At 69.0% G+C, this 26,103-nt stretch carries 16 protein-coding genes; 4 read left to right on the top strand and 12 right to left on the bottom strand.

Annotated elements, in window-relative coordinates; all coding sequences use genetic code 11:
- Positions 1-51: 51 nt before the first annotated feature.
- On the bottom strand, positions 52-1,005 hold the full coding sequence (locus AC3A6Y_RS23110; protein ID WP_487870581.1) for a FecR family protein: 954 nt from the start codon (positions 1,003-1,005) through the stop codon (positions 52-54).
- Positions 1,006-1,222: 217 nt separating this feature from the next.
- On the opposite strand from AC3A6Y_RS23110, the gene AC3A6Y_RS23105 reads away from it, so the two are divergent.
- Entirely contained in the window at positions 1,223-2,926 is a 1,704-nt protein-coding gene (locus AC3A6Y_RS23105) for a SpoIIE family protein phosphatase (protein WP_487870580.1), read from the top strand.
- A gap of 32 nt (positions 2,927-2,958) precedes the next feature.
- Positions 2,959-5,427 carry a response regulator gene (locus AC3A6Y_RS23100; RefSeq protein WP_487870579.1) on the top strand — a complete coding sequence of 823 codons (2,469 nt, stop codon included), beginning with the start codon at positions 2,959-2,961 and terminating at the stop codon, positions 5,425-5,427.
- Between the two features lie 46 nt (positions 5,428-5,473).
- Here the strand turns inward: AC3A6Y_RS23100 and AC3A6Y_RS23095 are convergent, their stop codons facing one another.
- The 7 genes from AC3A6Y_RS23095 to AC3A6Y_RS23065 form a co-directional block, all read right to left on the bottom strand.
- On the bottom strand, positions 5,474-6,994 hold the full coding sequence (locus AC3A6Y_RS23095; protein ID WP_487870578.1) for a Fic family protein: 1,521 nt from the start codon (positions 6,992-6,994) through the stop codon (positions 5,474-5,476).
- Between the two features lie 199 nt (positions 6,995-7,193).
- A complete protein-coding gene (locus AC3A6Y_RS23090; RefSeq protein ID WP_487870577.1) occupies positions 7,194-8,258 on the bottom strand; it encodes an ABC transporter ATP-binding protein in 1,065 nt (354 codons plus the stop codon).
- A 17-nt stretch (positions 8,259-8,275) separates the two neighbouring features.
- Positions 8,276-10,486 (bottom strand): ABC transporter permease, encoded by a 2,211-nt coding sequence (locus AC3A6Y_RS23085; RefSeq protein WP_487870576.1) that lies wholly within the window; start codon positions 10,484-10,486, stop codon positions 8,276-8,278.
- A gap of 6 nt (positions 10,487-10,492) precedes the next feature.
- A complete protein-coding gene (locus AC3A6Y_RS23080; protein ID WP_487870575.1) occupies positions 10,493-11,521 on the bottom strand; it encodes an ABC transporter substrate-binding protein in 1,029 nt (342 codons plus the stop codon).
- Between the two features lie 118 nt (positions 11,522-11,639).
- Complete coding sequence (locus AC3A6Y_RS23075; protein ID WP_487870574.1) at positions 11,640-12,989, bottom strand: sensor histidine kinase; 1,350 nt, start codon at positions 12,987-12,989, stop codon at positions 11,640-11,642.
- On the bottom strand, positions 12,986-13,663 hold the full coding sequence (locus tag AC3A6Y_RS23070) for a response regulator transcription factor (RefSeq protein ID WP_487870573.1): 678 nt from the start codon (positions 13,661-13,663) through the stop codon (positions 12,986-12,988). Before AC3A6Y_RS23070 ends, AC3A6Y_RS23075 begins: the two co-directional genes overlap by 4 nt.
- A 99-nt stretch (positions 13,664-13,762) precedes the next feature.
- Entirely contained in the window at positions 13,763-15,325 is a 1,563-nt protein-coding gene (locus AC3A6Y_RS23065; RefSeq protein WP_487870572.1) for a response regulator transcription factor, read from the bottom strand.
- Between the two features lie 297 nt (positions 15,326-15,622).
- Between AC3A6Y_RS23065 and katG the strand changes: the two genes are divergently transcribed.
- Both katG and AC3A6Y_RS23055 read left to right on the top strand, forming a co-directional pair.
- The gene (gene katG, locus AC3A6Y_RS23060; RefSeq protein ID WP_487870571.1) at positions 15,623-17,878 is read left to right on the top strand and encodes a catalase/peroxidase HPI; all 2,256 of its coding nucleotides are present in this window, start codon (positions 15,623-15,625) and stop codon (positions 17,876-17,878) included.
- 122 nt (positions 17,879-18,000) lie between these two features.
- On the top strand, positions 18,001-19,128 hold the full coding sequence (locus AC3A6Y_RS23055; RefSeq protein WP_487870570.1) for a PI-PLC domain-containing protein: 1,128 nt from the start codon (positions 18,001-18,003) through the stop codon (positions 19,126-19,128).
- A 172-nt stretch (positions 19,129-19,300) separates the two neighbouring features.
- On the opposite strand, the gene AC3A6Y_RS23050 is transcribed toward AC3A6Y_RS23055, so the two are convergent.
- From AC3A6Y_RS23050 to AC3A6Y_RS23035, 4 genes are read right to left on the bottom strand one after another with little or no spacing between them, the layout of a single operon-like run.
- A complete protein-coding gene (locus AC3A6Y_RS23050; RefSeq protein WP_487870569.1) occupies positions 19,301-21,568 on the bottom strand; it encodes a CocE/NonD family hydrolase in 2,268 nt (755 codons plus the stop codon).
- Between the two features lie 58 nt (positions 21,569-21,626).
- The gene (locus tag AC3A6Y_RS23045) at positions 21,627-23,390 is read right to left on the bottom strand and encodes an ABC transporter ATP-binding protein/permease (protein ID WP_487870568.1); all 1,764 of its coding nucleotides are present in this window, start codon (positions 23,388-23,390) and stop codon (positions 21,627-21,629) included.
- On the bottom strand, positions 23,387-24,775 hold the full coding sequence (locus AC3A6Y_RS23040) for a glycoside hydrolase family 15 protein (protein ID WP_487870567.1): 1,389 nt from the start codon (positions 24,773-24,775) through the stop codon (positions 23,387-23,389). Before AC3A6Y_RS23040 ends, AC3A6Y_RS23045 begins: the two co-directional genes overlap by 4 nt.
- A gap of 8 nt (positions 24,776-24,783) precedes the next feature.
- The gene (locus tag AC3A6Y_RS23035) at positions 24,784-26,079 is read right to left on the bottom strand and encodes a glucoamylase family protein (RefSeq protein ID WP_487870566.1); all 1,296 of its coding nucleotides are present in this window, start codon (positions 26,077-26,079) and stop codon (positions 24,784-24,786) included.
- Positions 26,080-26,103 lie beyond the last annotated feature (24 nt).

Genomic DNA, 26,103 nt, shown 5'->3' with positions numbered 1-26,103 from the left:
CAGTCCTGCTGTCGGTGGTCGCTTAGTTGCGGCAAGACTCGCGACGGTTCACTATGGTTTACCCGCGCCGGTGCCCTGGGCTGCCGCAGCAGCGGCCGCCGCGGCGGCCCGGCGCGCGGCCTCCCGGGCGCGCCGGCGCTCGGCCTCTTCGGCCATGCGGCGCGCATAGCCCTCGGGGTCCGCATAGGGTTCCCATTCGGGGTGCCGCGGCAGTTCGGCCTTGGCCGCGGCGCGGAAGCCCGGGTCGGCGCTCGCGCGCGCCTTCCACAGCGGCAACAGCGGCAGACGCAGCCCAGGCTCGGTGCGCAGCCAGGCAGCCACGTCGAGGTAGGTGATTTCGCCGAGCGCCTTGGGCGCGACGGGGCGCCTGGCGAACTGCTCGCCGCGTGCGGGCAGCCGGTCGCGGAACTGGCGCGGCACCTTGGCCAGGAACTCGGGCGCGGCACGCCGCGCGAACGTCGGCGAGGCGCCCTCGCGCCGCTGCGCGAAGTCGCCGCTGGCCAGCTGCGAAACCGTCTGGGGACCTTCGCGCGGCGTCAGCCTGGCGGTGCCGCTTTCGACGAACACCTCGTACGCCGTGCTCGTCGTGTAGACCACGGTGCTGGCGGCCTGGGTCGCGAGCTCGAAGGCCGGGCTGGTATAGGCGAAGGCCCCGCCGGTGCTGGTCTTGAGCCAGCCCTGGAGCAGGTACAGCGTCGGCGCCGCGAGCCCCTTGCCGACGCGCGGCCGCAGCATCAGCTTGGTCGATTCGCCGATGCCGACGAGGACGTCCCCGGGGAGCTCGATCTGGACAAAGGCACCGGGTGCCGTCTCGACGATGTCCTGCTCTTTCAAGACCACGCCCTCGGCGAGCGTGTGGCGGGTGGTCTGGCGAATCAGCGTGGCATTGCCCTCGACGATGCCGACGATGCTGGTGCCGGCAGCCTGCGCCCAGGCCGGCGGCGACGCGAACAGGCTCGCGACGCACAGCAGCAAAGACCCGAACGATTTCTTGGTGAGCCGCAAGACGTTCCTCCGCTGGCCACTGGCGACCGATGAATCCGGTTGTCAGCCAATGTGACAGCACATGTTAGCGAAGTCCCTCCTCCGCGTGTTCGTCGTTTTCCCGGCTGACGTCCTTACATTGGAGGGGGAAGGCGCCGTCCGTTGCAGGACTGCCCAAGCCGCTTGCCATCGCGTGCGCCGGCTCCGAGAATTCCTTATTGCACGTCAGAGGACGCTCTTGAACCTCGACCCTGTCCCTCCCGTCGCGCTGGTGGTGGACGACGAGCCGGTGGCCCGCCTGATGGTGAAGGTTGCGCTGCAAAGCCTGGGCTGCGCACCGGTGCTGGAGGCGGCCGACGGGATCGCGGCGCAGGAGGTCCTGCGCGAGCACCCGGAGGTCGCCCTGGTGCTGACCGACATCATGATGCCGCGCATGGATGGCCTGGAGCTGCTGCGCTGGGGACGCCAGGCCGTGCCGGAGGCCATGTGGATCGTCCTTTCGGGCCTGGAGACCTTCGACTCGGCGGTGGCCGCGATCCGGCTGGGGGCCTTCGACTTCCTGCCCAAGTCGCCGCGCTCGGAAGAGATGGCGGTCGCGGTGCGCAATGCGCTCGAGCGGCGGCAACTGCTGGCCGAACGCGAGCGGCTGCACCGGGAGCTGCAGCGCAAGGTCCGCGAGCTCGAGGAGACCTCCGAAGTGCTGCGCCGCGACCTCGAGCGGGCGGAGGTGATCCAGCGCGCCCTGCTGCCGCGCAGCCCGCCCCCCATGGAGGGCTATTGCATCCAGGCGGTCTATCGCCCCGGGCAGCATGTGGGCGGCGACCTGTACGACGTGATCCGGCTGGGCGAGCAGCACCTTGCCTTCTACCTGGCCGACGCCACCGGCCACGGCGTGACCTCGGCCATGCTCTCGGTGCTGTTCAAGCAGCGGCTGGTCCTGGTGGACCCGGCGACGGGTCTGGCGCTGGCGCCGGCAGAGGTCCTGGCCGCAGTGAACCGCTCGATCTGCGAGACGCACGCCGCGCCCGGGCTGTTCCTCACGGCCGTCTTCGGCCTGCTGGACACCTCGGACGCGAGCCTGACGCTGGCGTCCGCGGGCCATCCGCCCGTGCTGCACGCACGCGAAGGCCGCGACACGCGCCTGATCCGCCGCACCGGACCCGCGCTCGGGCTGGCGCCGGACGCGCACTTCGGACAGGAGCGCCTTCAGCTCCTCGCGGGCGATCGCATCCTCCTCTACACCGACGGACTCCTGCCCTCCGGCTCGGAACACGAGCTGGAGCTGCTGCAGCAGGTGCTTGCCAAGCCGCTCTCCAGTGCGCAGGAAGCGATGACGCTGCTTCACGGCGACGCCCCGGCGGCTGCGGACCGGGACGACGTGACCATCCTGCTCATCGACGCGCACGCCGGCGCTTCCTGGTTCGACAACGGCGCCGAGCTTCCCGCGGCTGCGGCATCCGGCGCGCCGCGGGCCGAGGGCGAGGCGGTGTTCTATGGCGAAACCGCAAGCTCCTCCTACCTGGCGCTGCGCGGCCGGGCCAATTGGATGCATTGCGATGCCTTCCACGAAACGGCGCTGGCGGTGCTGCACGGCGGGCGGCCTCTGGTGCTGGAGCTGTCGGGCTGCGAGTACATGGACAGCACTTGCCTGGGCACGGTGCACGAGCTGGTCGCCCGCGGCGGCGTGGTGGTCGCCGGGGTGACGCCGGCCGTGCGCGCCCTGTTCGAGGAGCTGAGCATGGAGCAGGTGCTGGCCGCGATCCGCGACGACGTCCCGGCCGCGCCCGAGCTCTACACGCTGGGCGCAGGAGGCGAGCAGGCGGGCGTGCAGAAGCGCATCCTCAAGGCGCACGAGGCCCTCTCCGCGCTGAGCGAACGCAACCGCGAGGAGTTCAAGGACGTCGTCGAGTCGCTGCGCAGCGAGCAGGACGGGCCGAAATGAGCCCCGCCCGTCTTCCAGAGGAGTCCGCCCCGATGACCACCGCCATCCGCGTGCTGCATTTCGAGGACGACGCGGCCGATGCGCAGCGCATCGCGGCAGGGCTGCGGGCCGAGGACCTGAACTGCGACATCACCTGGGTGCAGACCCGGGAAGACCTCATCGCCGCCTTGGAGCGCGAGGCCTTCGACCTGGTGCTGTGCGACTACGAAGCCGGCGGCATGGCGTTGCTGCGGCAGGTGCTGCAGGAGCACCCGGGCATTCTCATGATCGTGGTGACCGCCGAGTTGATGTCCGAGGAGGAAGGCGTCGAATGCCTGGAGGCCGGCGCCACGGACTATGTCATCAAGCGGCGCCTGCGCCGGCTCGGTTACTCGGTGCGGCGAGCGATCGCCGAACGGCAGCATCTGGCGGCGCTGCGCCAGGTGGAAGACGACTTGCGTGCCCTGAACGCCGACTTGGAGGCGCGCGTTCACCTGCGCACCGCCGAACTGGAAACCGCCAATGCGTTCCTGAACTCGGTGATCCATCACATTCCCTACCAGGTCATCGTCAAGGACGCCAAGGACCTGAAGGTCGTCCGCGTCAACCGCGCCATGGAGACGCTGACGGGGCGCCGGCAGGAGGAGTTGCTGGGCAAGACGGCCTACGAATTCGTCAATTCCAAAGCGGAGGCCGACTTCTTCACGGCCAAGGACAGGGAAGCGCTGGCGTTGGGCCGGGAAGTGGACATCCCCGCGGAGGAACTGCATACCCGCGATGGCAGCGTGCGCGTCCTGCACGCCAAGAAGATCCCGATCCTCGACGAGGCCGGCCAGCCGCGCTACGTGCTGACCATGTCGGAAGACGTCACCGAAAGAACGAAGAAGGAGCGCGAGATCGAGCGGCTGAACGCGACCCTGGCCCAGCGCAGCGCCGAGGTGGAAGCCGCCAACCGCGCCAAGAGCACCTTCCTGGCCACCATGAGCCACGAGATCCGCACGCCCATGAACGGCATGCTGGGCATGCTGGAGCTCCTGAGCCTGACCGAGCTGGACGCCGAGCAGCGCGAGACGCTCGGGCTGGTGCGGGAATCGAGCCGCTCGCTGCTGCGCATCATCGACGACATCCTCGACTTCTCGAAGATCGAGGCCGGCAAGCTGGAGGTGCGCCCCGAGGTGGTGTCGATCAAGCGCGTGATCGAGGAGGTGCAGAGCATCTACCTGGGCAATGCCAGCAGCAAGGGCCTGATCGTGCGGCGGATGGTCGACCCGCGCGTCAGTCCGGCGCTGCGGGTCGATCCGGTGCGCCTGCGCCAGATCCTCAACAACTTCGTGAGCAACGCGATCAAGTTCACCTCCGAGGGCTGGATCGACATCAACGTGCAGTGGCTGGGGCGCTCGGATGGACAGGAAAGTCTGCGCTTCGAGGTGAAGGACACCGGCATCGGCATCTCGCCCGAGGACCAGCAGCGCCTGTTCCAGCCCTTCAGCCAGGCGGAGGGCGAGGATGCGCGCAAGCGCCCGAGCGGCACCGGCCTGGGGCTGGTCATCTCCCGGCAGTTGGCGCAGATGATGGGGGGCACGATCAACCTGGACAGCGCGCCGGGGAAGGGCTCGACGATCAGCCTGGAACTGTCGCTGCCCGTCGCCGAGCCCCCACCGGGCAGCGGCGCCGATGGTGCGCGCGCGCTTCCGGCGGGCTCGGCGGTGCGCCGCATGGCGCCCGGCATCGCGCAGGCCGAGAAGGAAGGAACGCTGGTGCTGCTGGTGGACGACCATCCCGTCAACCGCATGTTGCTGCTGCGCCAGGTGCGGACCCTGGGCTATGCCGCCCAGACCGCCGACGATGGCGTCCAGGCCCTGCAGATGTGGAAGTCGGGCCGCTTCGGGCTGGTCATCACCGACTGCCACATGCCCCACATGGACGGCTACGAACTGGCGCGCAGCATCCGGCGGGTGGAGGCCGACGAGAAGCGCGAGCGCGTGCCGATCATTGCCTGCACCGCCAACGCGCTGCAGGGAGAGGCCGAGGCGTGCCTGGCCGCCGGCATGGACGCCTTCCTGGTCAAGCCGGTGGAGCTGGCGCAGCTGATCGACAAGCTCGATCGATGGTTGCCGCTGCCTCGGCCCGCGTCGCCGCTGGCCGCGCCCGCCGCATCGACCCCGGCCGCTGCCACTTCCGCCGGCCCGGTCGACCAGGCGCTCCTCACGGCCACCTGCGGCGGCGACGTGTCGATGGTGGGCGAGGTCCTCGCCGCCTTCCAGCGAACCTGCGAGGACGACTCGGGCGGACTCCGGCAGGCGGTGGCCACCGACGACGTCGCCCAGGTCACGCAGTTCGCCCACCGCATGGCGGGTGCCAGCAAGATGGTGGGCGCGCTCGCGTTCGCGGCCGCGTGCGAGAACATCGAGCGCGCCAGCCGCAACGGCGACTGGAAGGCGGTGCTCGGCGGCATGCCGGCGTTCGAGCAGGAACGGATGCGGCTGGCTGCTTATTTCGAGGGACGCAAGCAGACGGCGTGACGGGCAGGTCCATCCCGTTCGGTGACCTCGCCGCATCGCCGCGCGATCAGCGACGCGGGGGCTCGGTGGCCGAGTCTCCCGAATCCGGCGGCTCCGCCAGCACGGCGCGCGTTTCCGCCTCGATGGCATCGAATACTTCCGCAGGGAGATTCGCAGCGAAGCGCTTGCGCTTGCTGTTCGAGATCGTTCCCCCGCCGTCCAGCGCGACCGAGATCAGGGTTGCAAGCAGGGAGCCCCGAACGTCGTAGCGTTCGTCGATCGCGCGCCGTATCGCATCGAAGTGCGCAAGGTACTGCGTCTCCTGGCGCAGCTCCACATCGAGGGCCTGCTCGGCCATCGCAAACCCGAACTCGACCGCCGCAGTGGCGTCCCAATACCGATAGAGCGTGTCGTCGGCCTTGAAGTCGAAGTAGAACCGGCCTTCGCCGGCAGACGTCACCTGGACCAGCTCGCGCGCGGGAACCGAGAAGGCCTGGAGCGCCTCGAGATACTGCCGCTCGTGGCGCTTCATCGCCACCGACACCGGCAACAGCGCGCCCTTCTCGAGCCGCCCCGAGGTGCACAGCGCCTTGTGGAAGAGAAATCGCGACAGGCGGCCGTTCCCGTCCATGAAGGGATGGATGTAGACGAAGCCGAAGGACGCGATGCTCGCGGCAACGATCGGATCGATCTGCCTCGGCGCGCTGTTCGCGAAGGCCATCCACTCGTCCATGAGGCGGGGCACTGCGTCCGGCGGCGGCGGCACATACGAGACGCTCGAGGTCCCCTCCCTGTTCCCGCCGCTGCGCAGCCAGTTCTGCTCGTTGCGAAACTGCACGGCCTTCTCGAAGGCACCGCTGACGGTCGAAGACTGAAGCTCGACCAGGTACTCCTCCGAAAGCGGCCTGCCTTCGTGGGCCTGTTTCAGCAGAGCGATGAACTTGCGGGCCTTGTCCTCCGACGGCGCTTCGCGCTCGATGGCGTAGCTGTCTTCGGTCTCGTGCAGGTAGGCCCATGAGAGCGCGCGATCCATCATCTCCTTGCCGAGGCTGTCGATGAACGCCTTGGTGCGCCCCAGGACATCGGACTTGATGCCGGCCTGGACAGCCGGCGTGCGTTCGACGGTCACGCAGTAGCTCGGCGAGCCGAGGCCGTTGAAGTTCAGGCGCCATCTGCTGTTGCGCCGGTCCGGACCGGTTACGTACCGCCCCGGGTCGAAAAGGTTCACGTAGCGGCCGGCGATGTCCGGCTTGCCCTCGAGGACTGCGCCCGTGTGCAGTTCCCACAAGTAGCAGGCCGCGCGAACATACTGCCCGTTGGGCGAGTCCTTGAGCTCCTTCAGCATTCGCTCGGCCGGGATCTTCGGCAAGGCCTGCGCAAGGATCTGCATGTTGACCCCCTCGTGCTTCAGCGCGAACAGCAGGTGGGTCAGGGGGTCTTCCGTTTGCGGCACCACGTGCGGCGGGATCGCCAGGTGCCCCTCGATGGCCTCGATCCGCGTGATGGGCCGCACGATCGCCGGCCGTGCAGGCGCAATGGCGGGGAGCTTCAGCGAGTTTCTGACCAGCTCATACCCTGCGTAGGCCATTTTTTCTTTCAGTTTTCCCGATTATTTTTCAGTTTATAGCCTTTCTCTTATTTTTCTTTCAGTTTTTCCCACCCGCTTGGCACTGGATGGGGCCTACGCCGAGACTTTTCTTTCACCTTTTCAAGAGTTCTTTCAGTTCCCAGGGGCTGCGGCATTTTTTCTTCAGCTGCCCTCGACCAGCTCCCGGCCCCACAGGGATTCAAGCCAGCGGCTGGCCGGCCTGCGCGGCGACCACGGACACACCGTGATCGGCCAGGTACAGGCTCACCGGCGCGCCGGGGTTGAGCGGCTGCCTGACTTCGGGCGACACCACGAAGATGTCGCCCAGCGGGCTGCGGAAGGTGTACTCCACGATGCTGCCCACGTAGGTCCGCTTGACGACGCGGGCAGCGAGCCCGTCGTTCGCCACCGGCCGGATCACCCAGGCCTCCGGCCGCACCGCGACCTTCACCGGGCCCGGCCGCACCTCCGGCGCGGCGACCACCGTCAGCGCCCCGAGCGGCACGCGGCCATCCTCGCCGCAAACGCCGTCGAACAGCATGGCCTCGCCCATGAAGCCCGCCACGAACTCCGACTGCGGCGCCTCGTAGAGCTCGTGCGGCGTGCCCTGCTGCGCGATCACGCCCTGGTCCATCACGATGATGTGGTCGCTGACGGCCAGTGCCTCGCTCTGGTCGTGCGTGACGTAGGCCACCGTCAGCGCCAGCCGCTGCTGCAGGGCGCGGATCTCCTCGCGCATCGAGCGGCGCAGCCGCGCGTCGAGGTTGGACAGCGGCTCGTCGAAGAGCAGCACCGCCGGCTCCAGCGCCAGCGCCCGCGCCACCGCCACGCGCTGCTGCTGGCCGCCCGAGAGCTCGCTGGGCATGCGTTCGTCCAGCCCGCGCAGGCCGACGGTCTCGAGCATCTGCCGCGCCTTGTCACGCGCCTCGCGCAGCGGCATCCCGGACATGCGCAGGCCATAGCAGACGTTCTCGATCACGGTCATGTGCGGGAACAGCGCGTAGCTCTGGAACACCAGGCTCACGTTGCGCTGCGCGGCGCCCAGCGCGGTGACGTCCTCGCCGTCGATCAGGATGCGTCCCGACGTGGGACTCTCGAGGCCCGCGATCATGCGCAGCGTGGTGGTCTTGCCGCAGCCCGAGGGCCCGAGGATCGTGGTCAGCGTGCCCTTCGGGACGCCGAAGCTGATGTTCTTCACCGCCAGCGGCGCATCGGAAGCGGCGCCATAGCGCTTGGAGACGTTCTGGAATTCGAAGCCGTACATGAGGATGTCCTTGTGGTTCAGAGCGGTGCGGCCATCGGCGCGGCGCGCCCGGTGTCGACGGGTTGGGCCAGCTTCGGCGAGCGCCGCCGGCCCAGCCTTCGCTCGCCGACCAGCCAGTGGATGCAGGCCGTGGCCAGCGCCATGAGCACGATCAGCGCGGTGCTGTAGGCCAGCGCGACGCCGTAGTCGCCCTGCCCCACGCGGCCGATGATGAAGGTGGTCGCCAGCTCGGTCTGCGCGGTCACGAGGAAGATCACGGCCGACACCGTGGTCATCGCACGCACGAAGCTGTAGATGAGCGAAGCCGCGAGCGCCGGCTTGAGCAGGGGCAGCACGATCGACCACAGCGTGCGGGCGGTCGATGCGCGCAGCATCAGCGAAGCTTCGTCGAGCGACCTGTCGAGCTGCCGGAAGGCGGCCGACCCCGCGCGCACGCCGACCGGCAGGTTGCGGAAGATGAAGCACATCACGATGATCAGCCCGCTGCCCGTCATCTCGAAGGGCGGCACGTTGAAGGCCAGCACGTAGCTCACGCCCAGCACCGTGCCTGGAATCGCGAAGGCCATCAGCGCCGAGAACTCGAACAGGCCCTGGCCGCGGAACTGCACGCGCGCCAGCAGCCAGGCGATCAGCAGGCCCAGGCCGGCCGTGATCGGCGCCGCCGTGGCGGCGAGCTGCACGGTCGTGAAGAGCGAGTCCCACGCCAGGCCCGCCCACTGCAGCCCGCCGTTCTCGAAGCCGACGGCGAAGGCGGTGCGGAAGTGAGCCAGCGTGGGCGTGTAGTTGCGGCCCCAGGTCTGGACGAAGCCGCCGCTGAAGGCGAACACATAAACCACCAGCGTGAACAGCAGCCACGGCACCGCCACCGCCAGCGCCACGCGGCGCAGGCCGTCGGGCAGGCGCATCGGTATGCCGGCGTCGCCCTTGCCGGAGACGGTGGTGAAGTTCCTGCGCCCCAGCACGCCGCACTGCAGCGCAAACACGCCGAGCGCGAACAGCGTGAGGATCCAGGCCAGCGCCGCCGCCCGCCCCTGGTCGAACTGTGCACCGACGATGGCGAAGAAGATCTCGGTCGACAGCACCGAGAACTGGCCGCCTGCCACGATCGGGTTGCCGAAGTCGGCGATGCTCTCGATGAAACCCACCAGGAAGGCATTGGCCAGTCCGGGCAGCATCAGCGGCAGGGTCACGTGCCGGAAGGTCTTCGAAGCGTCGGCGCGCAGCGACTGCGAAGCCTCCTCCAGCGAGGGGCTGATGCCCTGCACCACGCCGCGCACGATCAGGAAGGCGATCGGCGTGAAGGCGAAGAGTTGCGCCAGCCAGACCCCGAACCAGCCGTAGAACCAGCGGCCCGGCTCGATGCCGAAGGCCCATTCGAGGAACTGGTTGACCAGGCCGGCGCGGCCGAAGAGCAGCACCAGGCCCAGCCCGACGACGAAGGGCGGCGTGACGATGGGCAGCGGCGCCAGCAGGCGCAGCGCGCGGCGCACGCGGGAGTCGCTGCGGTCCTCGATCAGCGCCAGCAGCGTGCCGAGCACCGTCGTGCTCAGGCCGGTGAGCACGGCCAGCGAGAGCGTGTTCCAGGCCACGCCGCAGCTCTTGCCGGAATGCACGCAGCCCAGTCCCCAGACGCGCTCGCTGCCGATGCGCCCCAGCCAGGCCGCGAGGCTGGGCCGGCCCGCCTCGTCGAGGAAGGCGCCCGACAGCGCGCGCAACACGGGGAAGGCGACGAACACCATCAACAGCCCTGCGCAGCCGACCACCGCCGCGGCGACGAACAGGTCGCCCTTGAAGGCGCCGCAGCGTGCGATGCCGAAGGCGCACAGCATCATGAGCGCCGCCAGCACCAGCGTGGCACCCCATCCGAAGCCCGGCTGTCCGGTGCCGGAGGCCGCGTCCGGCAGGCCGACCAGAAATCCCTGCGCGAGCAAGCCGGCCACGCCGAGCGCGCCGCTCCATGCAAGCACACGCCCCTGTGCCCGTGCGGGCGCCATGCCGAGCACGGCGAGTGCGGCGATCAGCGGCCACGCACCGAGCAGCAGCCAGGGCCGCCGGTGCAGCAGCACCTGCGCCAGGGCCGACGAGCTGTCGTGTCCGGCCATCAGCTCGCCGAGGCCCTGCAGGCCGAGGATGCCGTCGGGCAGGCTGTACCAGGGCAGAAGCGCGAAGGCAACCAGCCCCAGCGCCGACCAGAGCGCGATCGCGCGGTTGTTCCCGTGGAAGTTCATGGCGTCTCAGCGGGGCAGCGAGTTGACTTCGCGCTCCCAGCGCTCGATGAGCCGCTTGCGCTCGGCCGACTGTCCATACTTCGCGTAGTCGTAGGAGATGAACTTGATCTTGCGGAAGTCCGGGATGCGGCTGTCCAGCGGCGTGGCCTTGTTGGAGGGCAGCTGGAACTGCTTGGCCGCAACGCCGAGCTGCTGCGCCCCCGGCGTGAGGGCCCATTCGTAGAACTTCTTCGCGTTGTCGAGGTTGCGCGCGCCCTTCACGATCGACATGGAGCCGATCTCGGCACCCGTGCCTTCGCAGGGGGTTTCGGTGGCGATCGGGAAGCCCTGCATCTGCTCGCCCGGCGCGTCGTGCACGAAGCTGATCGACACCGTGGTCTCGCCGCGCGCCACGGCCTTGATGGGGCCGGTGCCGGATCGCGTGTACTGGCTGACGTTGGCGTGCAGCCCCTTGAGGTAGTCGTAGGCCTTGTCCTCGCCCATCAGCTGCACGATGGTGGCGATCATGGTGTAGGCGGTGCCCGAGCTGGCCGGATTGGCGACCTGCACCTCGCCCTTGAGCGCCGGCGCCAGCAGGTCTTTCCAGCACTTCGGCGGCGCAAGCTTCTTCTTGGCCAGCAGCTCGGTGTTGAAGGCGAAGCCGAGCGGCCCCGAGTAAACGCCCACGGTGCGCCAGCCGGACTGCTCGGCCTGCGCCTGGGCCCACGGATGGAGCTGCGGGAGCGAAGGCGACTTGTAGGCGAGCGTGAGGTCCTGCTCCGCGGCCTGGAGGTGCGGATCGCCGGTGCCGCCGAACCAGACGTCGGTCTTGGGATTGGTGCGCTCCGCGATCAGCTGGGCCAGCGCCTCGCCGCTGCCGCGCTTCAGCACGTTGACCTTGATGCCGGAGCTGCGCGTGAAGGTGGTGCTCATCAGGGAGCACCACTCGTCCTGCACGGAGCACACGACGTTGAGCTGGCCGGCGGACTGCGCCTGCGCAAGGGATGCACCGGCGGCGAGCGCCAGCGCGGCAAGGGAACGGTGGGTCTTCTTCATCATCGTCTCCGGTCGTTGTTCGGGATTTCTTCGGCATGCACTGCCCCCGCGGCTGCATGGGCGCCGACGAGGCCAGGGCGGGAAAAGAAGCGCCGGCTGCGTGCGCCGGCGCGCAGCATCAGGGGCCCTGGCTCCAGGTCACGACCGCATCGACGCCGATCACGCGGCCGTTCTCGACGCGGTTGTAGAGCGCCATGGTCGCGCCCATCGCATCCGCGATCTGGCGGCATATCGACAGACCCAGGCCCACGCCGCCCTTGGCGGCGGTGAAGGCCTGGAAGAGCCGCGGCCGCAGCGCATCGTCCAGGCCCTGGCCTTCGTCCCACACCACGAGCTCGGTGGTGCCGTCGTAGGCGCGCAGCAGGATGCCCAGCCGCCCCGCCGGCGGCGTGTGGTGGATGGCATTGGCCAGCAGGTTGCACAGCAGCTCGCCCAGCATGAGCGCATCGGCCGGCGCGCAGAGCGCCTCGCCGTCCAGCGCGAACTCGAGGCGCTTGGCGGCGATCAGCGGTGCCAGCTCGACCACCGCGTCGTGCGCGACGGCGCGCAGGTCGATCGGCTGGAGCTCGCCGGCCTGCTTGATCTGCTCGAGCTTGGTGAGGCTCAGCAACTGGTTGGCCATGCCGGTCGCGCGGTCGACGGTGTGCAGCATCTGCGGCAGCACCTCGGAGGCCGGCACGTCGCCCGCGATGGCCGACTGCAGCTGGGTGCGCAGCACCGACATCGGCGTGCGCAGCTGGTGCGAGGCATCGGCCAAAAAGCGGCGCTGCTGTCCCACCCATTCGCGCTGGCGGCGGTGAAGGCCATGGATGCGCTCGACCACGGGCCGCAGCTCCGACGGCCCGTCGTAGGCGGCGGCGTCCACCTGCGACGATTCGAGCGCCCGGCTCGCGCGCGCCAGCCAGCGCGAGGCGAGCGAAACGCCGCTCCAGATCACCAGCGTCATCGCCGCCGCGGCCCCGTAGATCCAGCCGAGCAGCGCCTTGGGCATTTCCTGCCAGAGCGCGATGCGCTCGCGCAGCGGCTCGGCTGCCTGCACGACCACCGCCTCGCCCGCTGCCGCGCCGGGCAGGTGCCGCAGCGCCGCGGCCGCGCGCGCCGGCACCCCGCCCCATTGCGTGATGTAGAGCCGCGCCAGGCCCGATTCGGGCAGCGCGCTGCGCCACGGATAGGCCACGAGCGTGCGGTCGCCGGCCAGCCATTCACCCTGCATGGTGCTCACCCGGTACGACAGCGGCTCGGCGAAGCGCGGTGCCGAGGCCGGCCCTTCGCCCTGCGCCGCCGCCTGCACGACCTGCGCCAAGGCCACGCCGAGCCGCTCGTCCTGCGCCTGTGCGACCCGCGCGAAGGCCGCGGCGCAGTGCCACAGCGTGATCAATGCGACGGTCAGCCACAGGCCGCCCAGCAGCCAGGCCAGCAGGAAGCGGCGCAGCGAGGCCGCGGGGAGCAGGCGTTGCGACCATGTCATGCCTTCTGTGCGGCCGTGCTCGCGTCGTCGCACAGCAGGTAGCCGACACCGCGCAGCGTGAGAATCTCGACGCTGGCGCCCTGCAGCTTCTTGCGCAACCGGTGCACCAGCACCTCCACCGCATCCACGTGGGTCGCGTCATCGAAGACCGCCCTGCGCAGCGCCTCCTTGGAAACGACGTGATCGACGCGCGACATCAGGCTCTTCAGGAGCTCGGCCTCGCGCGGCGAGAGATCGAGCGGACTCTGGTCGCGGTAGAAGGCGTTCGATGCCGCCTCGTAGCGCAGCTGGCCGCAGCGCAGTTCGCCGTCGCGCCCGAGCCGGCGCGTCAGGGCGCCGAGTCGCGCGATCAGCTCGTCCAGGTCGAAGGGCTTGGCCAGGTAGTCGTCGGCGCCGGCATTCAGGCCGGCGATGCGTTCGCCGACCGCGCCGCGTGCGGTCAGCACCAGCACCGGCGTGAGGTTGCCGTCGCCGCGCAGGCGCTGCAGCAGCTCGAGGCCGTCCAGCCCCGGCAGCGAGAGGTCGAGCACGATGACGTCGAAGCGCTTCTTGCGCGCCGCCGCCAGCGCCTCGATGCCGTCGGCGCAGCACAGGAGTTCGAAGCCGCGCGAGGACAAGCTGCGGGACAGCACCCCCGAGAGGTCGAAATCGTCTTCCACCAGCAGCAGCTTCATGCCCCGCATGGTGCCATCGCTCGTCCTGACTCCGGACCGGGACTTGCCCGCCTCGTCGCTGAAAGGCAGTCGAAAGGCAGACCGCCCCGGGTGCCGGCCTCAGACCATCTGATGCCGGTACGCGTAGGCCGTGGCCGCAAGCCGCGAGGGCAGGTCCAGCTTGGTCAGGATGTGGCTGACGTGGCGATCGACGGTCTTGCCGCTCAGGAGCAGCTCGGCGGCGATCGCCTTGTTGGTCTTGCCGGCGGCAACGAGGCGGAGCACCTGCAGCTCGCGCCGTGTCAGCCCGTGCGCGCCCGACGATTCGTCCCGCGAAGGCGCGTCGAGACGCGCGAGGTCCGGCGCCGCCCCGAGGGCCTCGAACACCGTCCTGGCGGCGGCCCGCTGGAGCTCGTGGCCGTCGTAGTCGCCCAATGCCGCGCAGGCCTGCGCCATCGACTCCGCGACGCGCGCGCGCAGGTACGGTGCGTCGACCGCTTCCCACACCTGCCATGCGCTTCGCAGCGCGCCGAGTGCGGCCGCAGCGTCGCCTGCGGCCAGATCGATCGCACCTCGCGCCTGCGCCGACAGCGCGCCGAGCACCGGCGTGCCGACGTCCTGCGCGATCCGTTCCAGTTCGCGGCAGGCCTCGCGTGCTTCCTGGATCTCGCCCGCATCGAGCAGGATCTCGATGTGGGCCGGCAGCAGGCGGGTTCGCGCGAGCGCGTCGCAGGTGGCCTCGAGCGCGCGGCGGCTCGCTGCGAGCGCTGCGGCGAGACGGCCTTGCGCGACCCGCAACAGCGCCAGCCCCGGCTGCGGATCCCACCCGCCCTCGCTCGCGCTGCGATAGGCGGCCTCGGCCGCTGCAAGGTCGCCGCGCAGCCGATGCAGTTCGGCTTGCCGGTAGAAAGCGGCCGCGGCGGCTCGACGGTTCGAAGCCCGCAGACAACACTCGCTCGCGCGCCGGGCTTCGTCGATCGCATCGGTCCAGGCGCCCAGCCACTGCAGGATGCCGGCCCGGTGCACCATGCAGACGCCGCTGAAGGCGACCATGTCGGGTTGCTCGGCGCACCAGCGCGCCAGCGCGCCCGTCCACTCGCGGACACGGCCCAGCGCGTAGACCTGCTCGCAGCCTGCGATCGCGCTGCAGTAGACCAGGCCCGTGACCAGTGGCGACAGCGTGCCGGCGACAACCGCGAGCATCGCCGCGTCGAGCAGCGCCAGCCCCTCGGCAGCCCGCCCCTGCCCGATGCGGATGCGGCCTTGAAGGTGTTTCGCACACACGCTCAGATCGCGATCGTTGAAACGCTCGCCGATGCTGGCCGCGCGCGCAGCGGTGGCGTAGGCAGTGTTCCAGTCCCCGGCGTCGATCTGCTGCTGCGCGAGCGGCAGCAGGACATAGCCGTGTGCGGCGCCTTCGCGCTTCTCGCCCTCGAGCAGCCGCCGCGTACGCGCCAGCCATCCGGTGGCGTGGCCGGTCTCGCCCCGCAACAGCAGGCGAAGCGACAACCAAGCCGCACAGCCCGCGGCGCGTGCGCTGGCGCCGGCCTCCAGATGCGCGGCGTACGCGCGGTCGAGCACCGACAGGTATTCGTCGTCGCGGCCGACGAGGTACGCCGACGTCGCCAGGCATTCGAGATCCTCGCCGCTCAGCTGCAGCGTCTGGTCGGCGATCGTGAGCATGCGATAAGCATCGGCCCACGCGCGTTGCCGGTAGTGCTCGCGGCCTCTGCCCAATGCGTCGGGAGCCTGAGCGTCCGGCTTGCCCATCAGCTCCATTGCGCCGGCTTCGCAGCGGGCCGCCGCTTTCGGATCTCTGCGCGGCATGGTGAACGGCGGCGCGGCAGCGCGCACGCCGAAGTCATCTTACTGCGCACGACCGGGCCGTTGGCGCTATTGCAGCCATAGGCTTTTTTGGGCCGCGCCCTCGCGGCTTCCGACACAGAATGCCTTTCCCACAACGATTCAGGAGTGCTTCCAATGAGCAACGAAAAGACCGCACCGAAGTGCCCGTTCAGCCAGGCCGCAGGCGGCGGCACTGCCAACCGCGACTGGTGGCCGAAGCAACTGCGCCTGGACCTGCTCCACCAGCATTCCTCGAAGTCCGACCCGATGGGCAATGACTTCGACTATGCGAAGGCCTTCGAGAGCCTCGACTTCGCGGCAGTGAAGAAGGACCTGGCCGCCTTGATGACGGACTCGCAGGATTGGTGGCCCGCCGATTTCGGGCACTACGGTCCGCTGTTCGTTCGCATGGCCTGGCACAGCGCCGGCACCTACCGCATCGGCGATGGCCGTGGCGGCGCCGGCCGCGGCCAGCAGCGCTTCGCGCCGCTCAACAGCTGGCCGGACAACGCCAGCCTGGACAAGGCGCGTCGGCTGCTGTGGCCGATCAAGCAGAAGTACGGACTGAACATCTCGTGGGCCGACCTGATGATCCTCGCGGGCAACGTGGCCCTGGAAACCATGGGCTTCAAGACCTTCGGCTTCGGGGGCGGCCGCCCGGATGTGTGGGAGCCGGACCAGGACGTGTACTGGGGCCGCGAGACGACCTGGCTGGGCGGCGACGTGCGCTACGCCCAGGGCTCGGAAGGCGTGGAGAAGAATGGCGGCGTGCTCTCGGCCGACGAGCCCGCGGACGGCGACATCCACTCGCGCCATCTCGAGAACCCGCTTGCCGCCGTGCAGATGGGGCTGATCTACGTCAACCCCGAAGGCCCGGACGGCAATCCCGACCCGTTGGCCGCCGCCCGCGACATCCGCGACACCTTCGGCCGCATGGCCATGGACGACGAGGAAACGGTGGCCTTGATCGCCGGCGGCCACACCTTCGGCAAGACGCATGGCGCTGCCGCGGCTTCCCACGTCGCGGTCGAGCCCGAAGCGGCGGACCTCGAGGAACAGGGCTTCGGCTGGAGGAACGGCTTCGGCACCGGCAAGGGGGGCGACACGATCACCAGCGGCCTGGAAGTCACCTGGACCACCACGCCGACCCGGTGGAGCGGCAACTTCTTCGAGAACCTGTTCGGCCACGAGTGGGAGCTGACCAAGAGCCCCGCCGGCGCGCATCAATGGGTCGCGAAGGGCGCCGGCGCGACCATTCCCCACGCCCATGACCCGTCGAAGAAGCTGGTGCCGACCATGCTGACCACCGACCTTTCGCTGCGCTTCGACCCCGCCTACGAGAAGATCTCGCGGCGCTTCATGGAGAACCCTGACCAGTTCGCCGATGCCTTCGCGCGGGCCTGGTTCAAGCTCACGCACCGCGACATGGGGCCGCGGGCCCGCTACCTCGGGCCCGAGGTGCCGGCCGAAGCCTTGATCTGGCAAGACCCGGTTCCCGAAGTCGACCACCCGCTGGTCGATGCGCAGGATGTCGCGGCCCTCAAGACCGAGGTGCTGGCGTCGGGCCTGGGCGTCGCGCAGCTCGTGTCGACCGCATGGGCCTCGGCCTCCACGTTCCGGGGCTCCGACAAGCGCGGCGGCGCGAACGGCGCGCGCATTCGTCTCGCGCCGCAGAGAGACTGGGCCGTGAACGAACCGGAGCAACTGGCCCGGGTGCTCCAGGTGCTGGACGGCATTCGCGAGAAGTTCAATGGCGCACAGAGCGGCGGCAAGAGAATTTCGCTTGCCGACCTGATCGTGCTGGCCGGCAGTGCCGGCGTGGAGCAGGCCGCGAAGGACGCGGGCCAGGCGCTCACCGTGCCCTTCTCGCCGGGGCGCACGGATGCATCGCAGGAGCAGACCGAGGTTGCGTCCTTTGCGCCGCTGGAGCCGGTGGCGGACGGCTTCCGCAACTACCTGAAGGGACGCTACAGCGTGCCGGCCGAAGCATTGCTGATCGACAAGGCGCAACTGTTGACGCTCACCGCGCCGGAGATGGCGGTGCTCATCGGCGGCTTGCGCGTGCTGGGTGCCAACGCGGGCCGGGCCCGGCACGGCGTCTTCACGCACAGGCCAGGGACGCTGAGCAACGACTTCTTCGTCAACCTGCTCGACATGGGCACCGAGTGGAAGGCCACATCGAATGCCAAGGAGGAGTTCGAAGGGCGGGATCGCAAGTCGGGGGAGCTGAAGTGGACCGCCACGCGCGTCGATCTGGTCTTCGGCTCGAATGCGCAGCTGCGTGCCATCGCGGAGGTCTACGGGAGCTCGGACGCAAAGAAGAAGTTCGTGGACGACTTCGTGGCCGCATGGACCAAGGTGATGAATCTCGATCGCTTCGACCTCGGCTGAGCAGGCGTCACCGTGGCCCCTCGGGGGTATGGAGTTTGGGTGGACGAACGCAAGCGCATCGCTCCACAATGCGGTCCGTCCATGAACCGAGGGGCTGACAGATGGTCGCTATCAAGAACTGGATGTCCAATATCGAGGACGCTACCCTCCTGAAAGACATCGTCATGCCTGGTTCTCACGACGCGGGCGTCTGGGCCAGCCCGGGGAGTACCGGGAACGTGCTCGTGACGAATGCATTCATGCCTGTCGCGAGCATCGCGGCGCAGCTTGGAGACATCAGAGCGCAAGCCGAGGCTGGGGCGAGATGGTTCGACATCCGCATGTACAAGACCCCGACCCGATGGATGCCGTGGGAAAAGAGCCTGAGACCCGACAAGCTGGACGGCCACAAGATGAAGCTTCGCGCTGCGCATGTGCCGGCATTTCAGGAAGGCGCCATCTCCAAGGGGATTCTGCAATCGCCCGGGCTCGGCGGCTATGGTGCAAGCATCGAGCAGATCCTGGACCAGGCGATCAGTTTCGTGACCCTGCCTGCAACCCGAACCGAATTTCTCGTGATTCGGTTTTCGCACTGCCCCGAGCCGAAAAAGGTCTTGAAGGAGATCAAGTACTACCTCGATGACAGGTCGAAGGCCAACAGAGGCAACATCCTCCAACATATCTCGCCTGGCGTTGGCTCGTCACTTGGAAACACACCGATGTCCGCGCTGAGAAGCAAGGTTGCTTTGATCTTCGACGAGAGTTTTCAGAAGTACTGCGCAGACACGAACTACAGCGCCTGGCTATTCACCTACAGCAAGAACATCGCGAGCAAATCGGATGCATGCTGCTGCGGCCAGTTCGCGGACAGTCCGGATACGCAGGTCGTGAAGAACGCGGCTGTACAGGCGGCGACGCTGCATCTGGGTCATGGCAACAACAATGGCCACCTGTGCTTCGTGTATTGGCAACTCACGCAGCGAAGTCTCAAGCAGCAGTTCACCGGAGGCGGCAACATTCATGCAAACACCACCGCGCCCAAGACGACGGCGAACCAGGGAGGCGGCACGCACGCGAACACCGGTGACCTGATGGCCGATCTCATGAACCTGTCGGCGCGCGGTAGCCGCACCAACCTGTTCAACGCATCCGTGCCAGTCAACGTGATCTCTCACGATTTCGTGAAGAACGAAACCAGCCAGCAGATCGTGAAGGCGAACGGCAGCGTGCATGGCAGCCAGGTCAAGAGCGCCTGGCCGATCAATTGGTGAGCGCTGAAGTTGCCGCTCGCGCGAGGCGCAACGTTTGCTCCGCTGCCGCATTCCAGAGGACAAACTGCAATACGAATTGCAATGGGAGGTTTGTTCTGGTGCCCGGGTGATTGGCGCGGAGCCAGGGCATTCGAGGCTGTCAGCAATGCGCCGGCCTCCTCCTTGACCGCGCTCAGGGCTTGCCGTTCTGGATCTCGACGTAGCTGCCCGCATGCCAGCGCACGCGCACAGGCCGCTTCGCATCGACGATGAACTCCGAGTTCACGTCCTTGCCGCTGCCGTAGTTGATCTGCCGGTCGGGGCGCTTGTTGATGCCGATCACCAGCACGATGCGGCTGCCCGCCGCCAGCCTGCGAGCGGTCACGCGCTCGGCGGTGAACGCCAGCAACTGGCGCTCGCCGGCCCGGAGAAGCCGGCGGTACACGCGATGGCCGGCATAGCTGGCGCGGAAGTCGTAGGGCTCGAACAACAGTTGGTATTCGCCGTTCGCCGTCTGCTCGTACAGCGAGACGACGAGGTCCACGTCCTGCCGCGAGGGCGTGATGTCGAACTCGCCGCGCAGGCTGCCGTCGATCTCGGTGTCCTTCGGCAGCGGATCGCTGACGAAGCTGATGCTGTTGCGCATCGGCAGTTGCTTCAGACGCAGCGCATCCGGCCACGGGACGCGCGCGTCGCGGCGATCGGCGAGATCGACCGTGAGTCGCGTCTTGCCGCCGGCTTCGGACGGCGACGGCAGCAGACGATGCGGGCCGTCGCGCTCGCGGGTGTCGAGGTACAGGCGCAGCCGGGTGCGCACCGGCGAGTCCAGCGTCGGCTCATGGCGCCACTCATCGGCACCCATCACCTGGTAGTTGATGCGGCCTTGCAGCAGCGGGGGCTTCTTCGCGCCCTTGAAGACGTGGTCGAGCCATTGGTAGCGCAGCTCCGGCAGATCGACGCGTGCGATGGGGTCGAGCGTGTAGCCGCGCAGCTGCGCCGCCGTGCCGTGCCGGATCGAGGCCGCGTCATAGGGGCCGAGCAACAGCGTCGTGTCGGCCTGCGGCCGGTTGCGGCGATGCTCGTTGTGAAAGTACAGTGCGCCGGCCTCGGCGCCGTAGTAGCCGGCGATGCCGAGCACCGGGATGTCGATCTGCGCAAACTGCTCCGGGCTCGGCAGGAACTTGCGCCAGTAGAGATCGTGGCTGGGGTGCGTCAGCCAGGTTCGGATCAGCCTGCTGCGCCTGCCCAGCAGGACGCGGTCCACGTCCCAATAAGGGCGATGGCCGCGATACCAGCGCGCGTAGAGTTCCTGCCAGACCGCGTCCGGGCCGGCGTCGGCGTCGGCGCCGGCGCGCAGCGGCTCGGCCATCGCGTGCTCCTGTGCCCAGCGGACCATGGCGTTGCGGTAGATCTGCCCGGCCATCGGAAAGTCGATGCCCGGCGCCATGGGCGCGATCGTGGCGATGGCCTTGAGTGCCGCCGGCCTGCGGCGCGCCGCGGCCCAGGCGGCATAGCCGGAGTAGCCGTCGCCGAGCATGCCGACACGGCCGTCGCTCCACGGCTGCCGGGCGATCCAGTCGATGACCGCCGCGGCGTCTTCGCCGTCGCGAACGAAGGGCCACACGGCGCCCTTGCCGTCGGGCGTGCGCCCTCGCACGTACGCCGTGACGCCGACGTAGCCTCTGACGGCACTGCGCTGCGCGTCGTCCTCGGCGGGATCGAGCGTGAAGCGCAGCAGCGTCGGCAAGGCACCCTTCGCGCCGCCGGGCCGGACCACATTGGCATGGATGACGACACCCGCGCGCACGGGAATCCGGACGCCGGCCTCCGCCAGGTAGCGGCTGCGGTTTTCCGCCGCGATCAGCTCGGGCAGGAGCGCATTGAAGCTGCGACGCGACTCGTACGCAAGCCAGGTGCGCACGAGCGCCACGGCATCGGCCTGCGGAAGGCTGCCCTTCGAGCGCCAGCGATCGAAGGCCTGCCGCACCGGCTCCCTGTACATCGCCAGCGGGGCTTCGAGCCGCGCCATGATGGCTGCGGCTTGCGCGTTGTCGAGCGGCGAGACCAGCTCCTGGAACGCGCGCGCGAAAGCCTTGGCGAAGTCGAGGCGCTCGTTCGCTTCGAGCGCGCGCGCACGCGCATAGATGCCGTCGACGATCGCGCGCTCGGCCAGGCCGTCGAAGGGCTTGCCCTGCTGGCGGCTGCGCAAGGACCTGTTGCTGTCGGAGGCCGCACGGTAGGTGCCGCTGACGATCTGCAGCGCGGTCATGTTGGCCAGGAAGGCATCGGTGTCGGCCTCCTGGTAGACCGGCACGATGCGCTGCGCGAGATCCCGCATCAGTTCCACCGCAGCGGGGTCGTCGGGGTCGCGCGGTGGCCGGAAGCCGAAATCCAGCGCCCAGGCCCAGGCCGGCAGCGAAAGCCCGAGCAGCACGAGGGCACGGCGCGCAAGAAGGTTCATGGGACGACCTCCAAGCTTCGCGCCGGGGTGCGAGCGCCTTCGGGCGGCCGGGCGGCGCTCATGCGGCAAGCTCCTCGGGCACCGGGTCCGGCACCTTGACCAGGCGCACCACCCGCGTGAACAGCCGGTCGTGCGCTTCTCCGGCCGAGCCGATGTGGACGATGCCCGTGTGCGCGAGCTTGGCCGTGAGCACGTCGATGATGAGCTCGAGCGTGTCGTCGTCGAACGCGCCGAAGGCTTCGTCCATCACCAGCCAGGGCGGCGCCTGCAGCACCACGCGGGCGAAGCCCAGCCGCAGCTGCTCGTCCATGCTGAGCTCGCGCTCCCAGCGGCCGGTCGTTTCCAGCAAGGGTGCCAGCCGCTGCAGGCCCACGCTCGCCAGCGCGGCCACCATGGCTTCCCTCGGATAGCGGGACGGCTCCATCGCATACGACAGCACTTCGGCCAGCGTGCCGCGGGGAAGGTAGGGCGTGCCGCGCGGCATGAAGTGGATCGTCTCGCCGCGGGGCCGGCGCACGGTGCCGGTGCCCCAGGGCCACAGGCCCGCGAGCGCCCGGAACAGCAAGGTCTTCTCGGTGCCCGGCGTGCCGAGAATCAGCACGCGCTGGCCGGGGTGCATGACCAGAGCTCCAGCGTCGAGCCGGTCGTGGCCGTTCCAGGCGCGGACTTCGAGCTCCTCGATCTCGAGGGTTCCGGCCTCGCTCTCCGCGTAGGCGATGCGCTTGCCGTCCGGCAGTGCCTCCAGGTCGGACGCCAGCACCTGGCGCAGGCCGGCCACGCGCAGCAGCGTGGCGCGCCAGTCGGCAATGAGGCTGAAGTTGTCGACGAACCAGCGCAGCGAGGACTGCGCCTGCGTGAAGGCAGCGGCGGCCATCATCAGGCCGCCGAACGAAACCTTCCCCGAAAAATACAGCGGTGCGGCCACCAGCGTCGGCGCGATGACGGTGACCCAGCCGAAGCCCGAGGTGACCCAGGTCAGGTTGGTCAGCCCGAGCACCACGCGCGAGGTGGCCTGCAGGACGTCGCCGAGATGCAGGGCGACGCGGCGCTTCTCGTCGGCCTCGCCGTCGGCCAGCGAAATGCCGTCGAGATGTTCGTTGATGCGGGTCAGCGAGAAGCGCAGTTCGCCCTCGCGGGCGTAGCGCTCGGCGTTGCGCGAGACCAGGCCCTTGCCGACCCAGTAGGTCATCAGCGAGCCGCCGACCGCATAGACAATCGCGGCCCACAGCATGAAGCCCGGCAGGGCATGGTCCCGGCCGTCGAAGAAGATGCTGAAGTCCTTCGAGAGGACCCACAGCACGCTCGCGAAGCTGCCGAACAGCATCGCCGCCTGCAGCAGACCCACGCCGAGGCCGACCGACAGGTCGCACAGCTTCAGCGTGTCGTCGTGCATGCGCTGGTCCGGATGGGCGCCCATGGGGCCGCTGCCCTGCAGCCAGAACGCGCGGCGCGGCTGCAGCCACAGGCCCACGAGGTCGGTCACCAGGGCCTCGCGCATCTTCAGCTGCAAGGTTTCGACCAGCCATCGCTGTGCGACGTTCAAGACCAGCAGCCCGCCCGCAATCACCGCGAAGATGCCGACCTGCAGGATGAAGTCGCCCACGTCGCGGCGCGAGATCGCGTCGTAGAACGGCTTGTTCCAGCTGTTGAGCTCGATCTGTCCATACGCCGTGATGGCGATGACCACGACGATCCCGCCCGCCAGCGCGGCCAGCGTTCTCCTGACCGCGGACACGCGCAAGGCGCCGAGCAGCTCGCGGACCTGACGGACGACACCGGTCTTGGAAGCCGGCTCGGCAGGGGTCTGCAACGCCGCGCTCATCGAGGCCGCGACTCCCGGCATGCGATCGCGAGGCGGCGCGCGAAGACGCACGAGATGAACGCGGCGTGGCTCCAGGCGAGTTGCTTCGCCGAGGTCTGCGCGCCGCTGCGCTGATCGAACTGCTCCGACAGATCGCCGCCGGGCGGCGTGTAGGCGCGCACGGTGGCGAGGTAGGCGTCGCCACGGGCCGTCCAATGGCGCCGAAGGCCTGCATCGCCGCCCGGCGCCGCCGCGGCGCGGAAGCAGAACTCGGCAGCGCCGAGCGTCGAGAAGTAGTACGCGCCGCCCGAGCAGTACACGTCGCCGGCGTACCGGCCCATCGCCGGGCCGCGGCCTGCGGCGCGGCCTTGGTTGATCGGATAGGCCGCGTCGAACAGCGCCTCGAGCCGCGCCAGGGTGGCCTGCATGCGGGGGTCGGCCGGATCATGCCTGGCCTCGGTGCCCAGGCCATGGATCGCCGAGAGGATCACCGCAATGTCCAGCGCCTTCGAGCTGGGCCGGTCGTGCGCCAGCACGCGTGAACGGTAGTAGCCGTGCGCCGCATCGCGATCGGCTGCGCCTTCGTCCACCCAGTAGCCGTCGAGCACGCCGAGCACCGCCTGCGACGCCTCGCGGCAGCGCTGCGCCTGCGCCGTGTCGCCCAAGCCCTGCAGCCACGCCGCGCCTTCGGCCAGCGCGGCCGCCGAGACGCGCAGCGTGTAGTAGTGATGGCCGCTTTCTTCCTCCCAGATGTCGTAGGACGGCTCGCGCCAGTGGCGCAGCGTGAAGCCGAGATCGAAGCGGATCAGGGCGGTGAGCTCCGCCAGCAGGGGCGCGTCGAGGTGCCCGCCGGCCGCCCAGCGCAGCAGCGCCAGCGCGCGCAGCGGCGGCCCGTCGTGCTGGGGGCGCGCCCATTGCAGGATGTCGAGCGTGCCGTCGGGGTTCACCCGCGTCTCGGCGGCGACGGCATCGCCGTGGACGCTTTCGAGCTCATGGTCCTCGCGCAGGTACTGCAGCAACTCGGGGGCCACGCGCTCCCTGCGGCCCGGCACCGCGGCAAGCTCGCGGCCGTCGAGCCGGTTCAAGGCCAGGCTGAAGCGGGTGAAGTCTCTCAGATGCTGCAGGGCCTCGTCGCCGATGCGTCCGTCGAGGTAGAGCAGGCGCAACGCGTCGATGACCACGGCGGAGTCGCGGAACCAGTGAAAGAAATAGTCCGGGTCCGGGTCGTAGCTGCCGAGCACGGGCGAGGCGATGATGGCACCGGCGATCGGCCGCACCGTCTGGCCGAAGCCCGGGCGCTGCTTGACGATCGACAGCGGCGAGATGCTGGTCAGCATCGCCTTCGCCGAATGGCCCAGCTGTGTATCGAGCCAGGACTCGAACACCGGGTCTTGCGGGCTCGTCACGCTGGCGCTCATGCTTGCGGTGGCGCCAGATGCGGGCTGCTGAAGTCCAGGCGCCGCAGCCCCGCCTGCACCTCGGGCACGCTCATGAACAGCTTCCACAGAAGGCCGGTCCGATGGTTCTCCATCATCACGACGATCGGCCCCTGGTCGATGGCGAGAAAGGTCTTCGCGAACCAGCCGCGCTGTTCGCAGAACGCATCGACGAAGCCGTAGTCCTTCCACACCTGCGTGCCATGCACGGTCAGGAAGTGCCGCAGCACCCGCATGACCTCGGCGGGCGCATACGGCAGGCTGGCCAGCGCGGCCGTGGGCGAGATGGTGCCGTTGTCGTTGTGGGGGTCGTGCGCGAGATAGCCGTCGGGGTCGTCGCTGGCGGTCAGGCCCCAGCACGATTCGCCGTACCCTTTGAAGCCCTTCGGGTTGGCGATGCAGTGCGCGCGGTTGATCCGCACGTGGCGGCTGTTGAGATCCCAGTAGTCGGCGTAGCGATCCTTCAGGCCGCGCGGGTCGAGGCCGCAGAACGAGTAGTGCGTGAAGAACAGCGGCCCGCCGTAAGGGTGGCCCAGCGGCATTTCGATGCCGTAGTACTGTCGGCCGTTGAGGAAGTCGGGCCCGGAAGCGTAGCCGCGGTGGTAGACCCGCGGATCGATCGCATGGCGAGGCGCGGCCGCGGCCAGGAAGTAGGTGATGAGGCACTCGTTCCAGCCGTGCACTTCGTGGTTCATCGCCCAGCCGTGGTTCGGGCTCCAGTGCCAGTAAAGAACATCCCGCCCGCCCTGGGTGAACCAGTCCCATTCGACCTCGTGCCACAGCGTGTCGATGTCGTCGCGCAGCCGGCGCTCCGCGGCCGTGTCCTCGCTGAAATACTGGCGCGCGCACAGCAGGCCCATGAAGAGGAACGAGGTCTCGACCAGATCGCCTGCGTCGTCCTTGGGGCTCATCGGGATCGTCGCGCCGCTCGCCCCGTCCATGAAGTGAGGGAAGGCGCCGTGGTAGCGCTTGGCGCGGAACAGGGCGTCGCGCATGCGCGCCAGGCGATCGAGGGCTTCGTCCCGCGTCACCCAGCCGCGCTCCACGGCGACGATCAAGGCCATGATGCCGAAGCCAGAGCCGCCGATCGCGACCCTGTCGTCGGCCAGATCTTCGCCCGTGGGCCCGACGAGCGTACGGCGGTCGAGCGCCAGGCCGCTGGCAGCATCCGCGCCGTCCCAGAAATAGCGGAAGGTCTGGCGCTGCACGGCATCGAGCAAGGCTTCGTCGGGCAGGGCGGCCAGTGCCCTGGGGTTCCTGTCATCCTTCAGCACGAATGGCTCCTTGTCTTGGGGGTG

It is taken from the genome of Variovorax sp. Soil_C_17 (assembly GCF_057657265.1).
Note: the sequence above shows the minus strand (reverse complement) of the source record. Positions and strands in the feature narration are given on the sequence as shown.

Excerpts from the sequence above, each read along its gene's own strand:
- AC3A6Y_RS23100 (WP_487870579.1), top strand. The coding sequence starts at position 2,959 with ATGACCACCGCCATCCGCGTGCTGCATTTCGAGGACGACGCGGCCGAT.
- AC3A6Y_RS23095 (WP_487870578.1), bottom strand. The coding sequence starts at position 6,994 with ATGGCCTACGCAGGGTATGAGCTGGTCAGAAACTCGCTGAAGCTCCCC.
- AC3A6Y_RS23090 (WP_487870577.1), bottom strand. The coding sequence starts at position 8,258 with ATGTACGGCTTCGAATTCCAGAACGTCTCCAAGCGCTATGGCGCCGCT.
- AC3A6Y_RS23085 (WP_487870576.1), bottom strand. The coding sequence starts at position 10,486 with ATGAACTTCCACGGGAACAACCGCGCGATCGCGCTCTGGTCGGCGCTG.
- AC3A6Y_RS23080 (WP_487870575.1), bottom strand. The coding sequence starts at position 11,521 with ATGAAGAAGACCCACCGTTCCCTTGCCGCGCTGGCGCTCGCCGCCGGT.
- AC3A6Y_RS23075 (WP_487870574.1), bottom strand. The coding sequence starts at position 12,989 with ATGACATGGTCGCAACGCCTGCTCCCCGCGGCCTCGCTGCGCCGCTTC.
- AC3A6Y_RS23070 (WP_487870573.1), bottom strand. The coding sequence starts at position 13,663 with ATGAAGCTGCTGCTGGTGGAAGACGATTTCGACCTCTCGGGGGTGCTG.
- AC3A6Y_RS23065 (WP_487870572.1), bottom strand. The coding sequence starts at position 15,325 with ATGCTCACGATCGCCGACCAGACGCTGCAGCTGAGCGGCGAGGATCTC.
- katG (WP_487870571.1), top strand. The coding sequence starts at position 15,623 with ATGAGCAACGAAAAGACCGCACCGAAGTGCCCGTTCAGCCAGGCCGCA.
- AC3A6Y_RS23055 (WP_487870570.1), top strand. The coding sequence starts at position 18,001 with ATGTCCAATATCGAGGACGCTACCCTCCTGAAAGACATCGTCATGCCT.
- AC3A6Y_RS23050 (WP_487870569.1), bottom strand. The coding sequence starts at position 21,568 with ATGAACCTTCTTGCGCGCCGTGCCCTCGTGCTGCTCGGGCTTTCGCTG.
- AC3A6Y_RS23045 (WP_487870568.1), bottom strand. The coding sequence starts at position 23,390 with ATGAGCGCGGCGTTGCAGACCCCTGCCGAGCCGGCTTCCAAGACCGGT.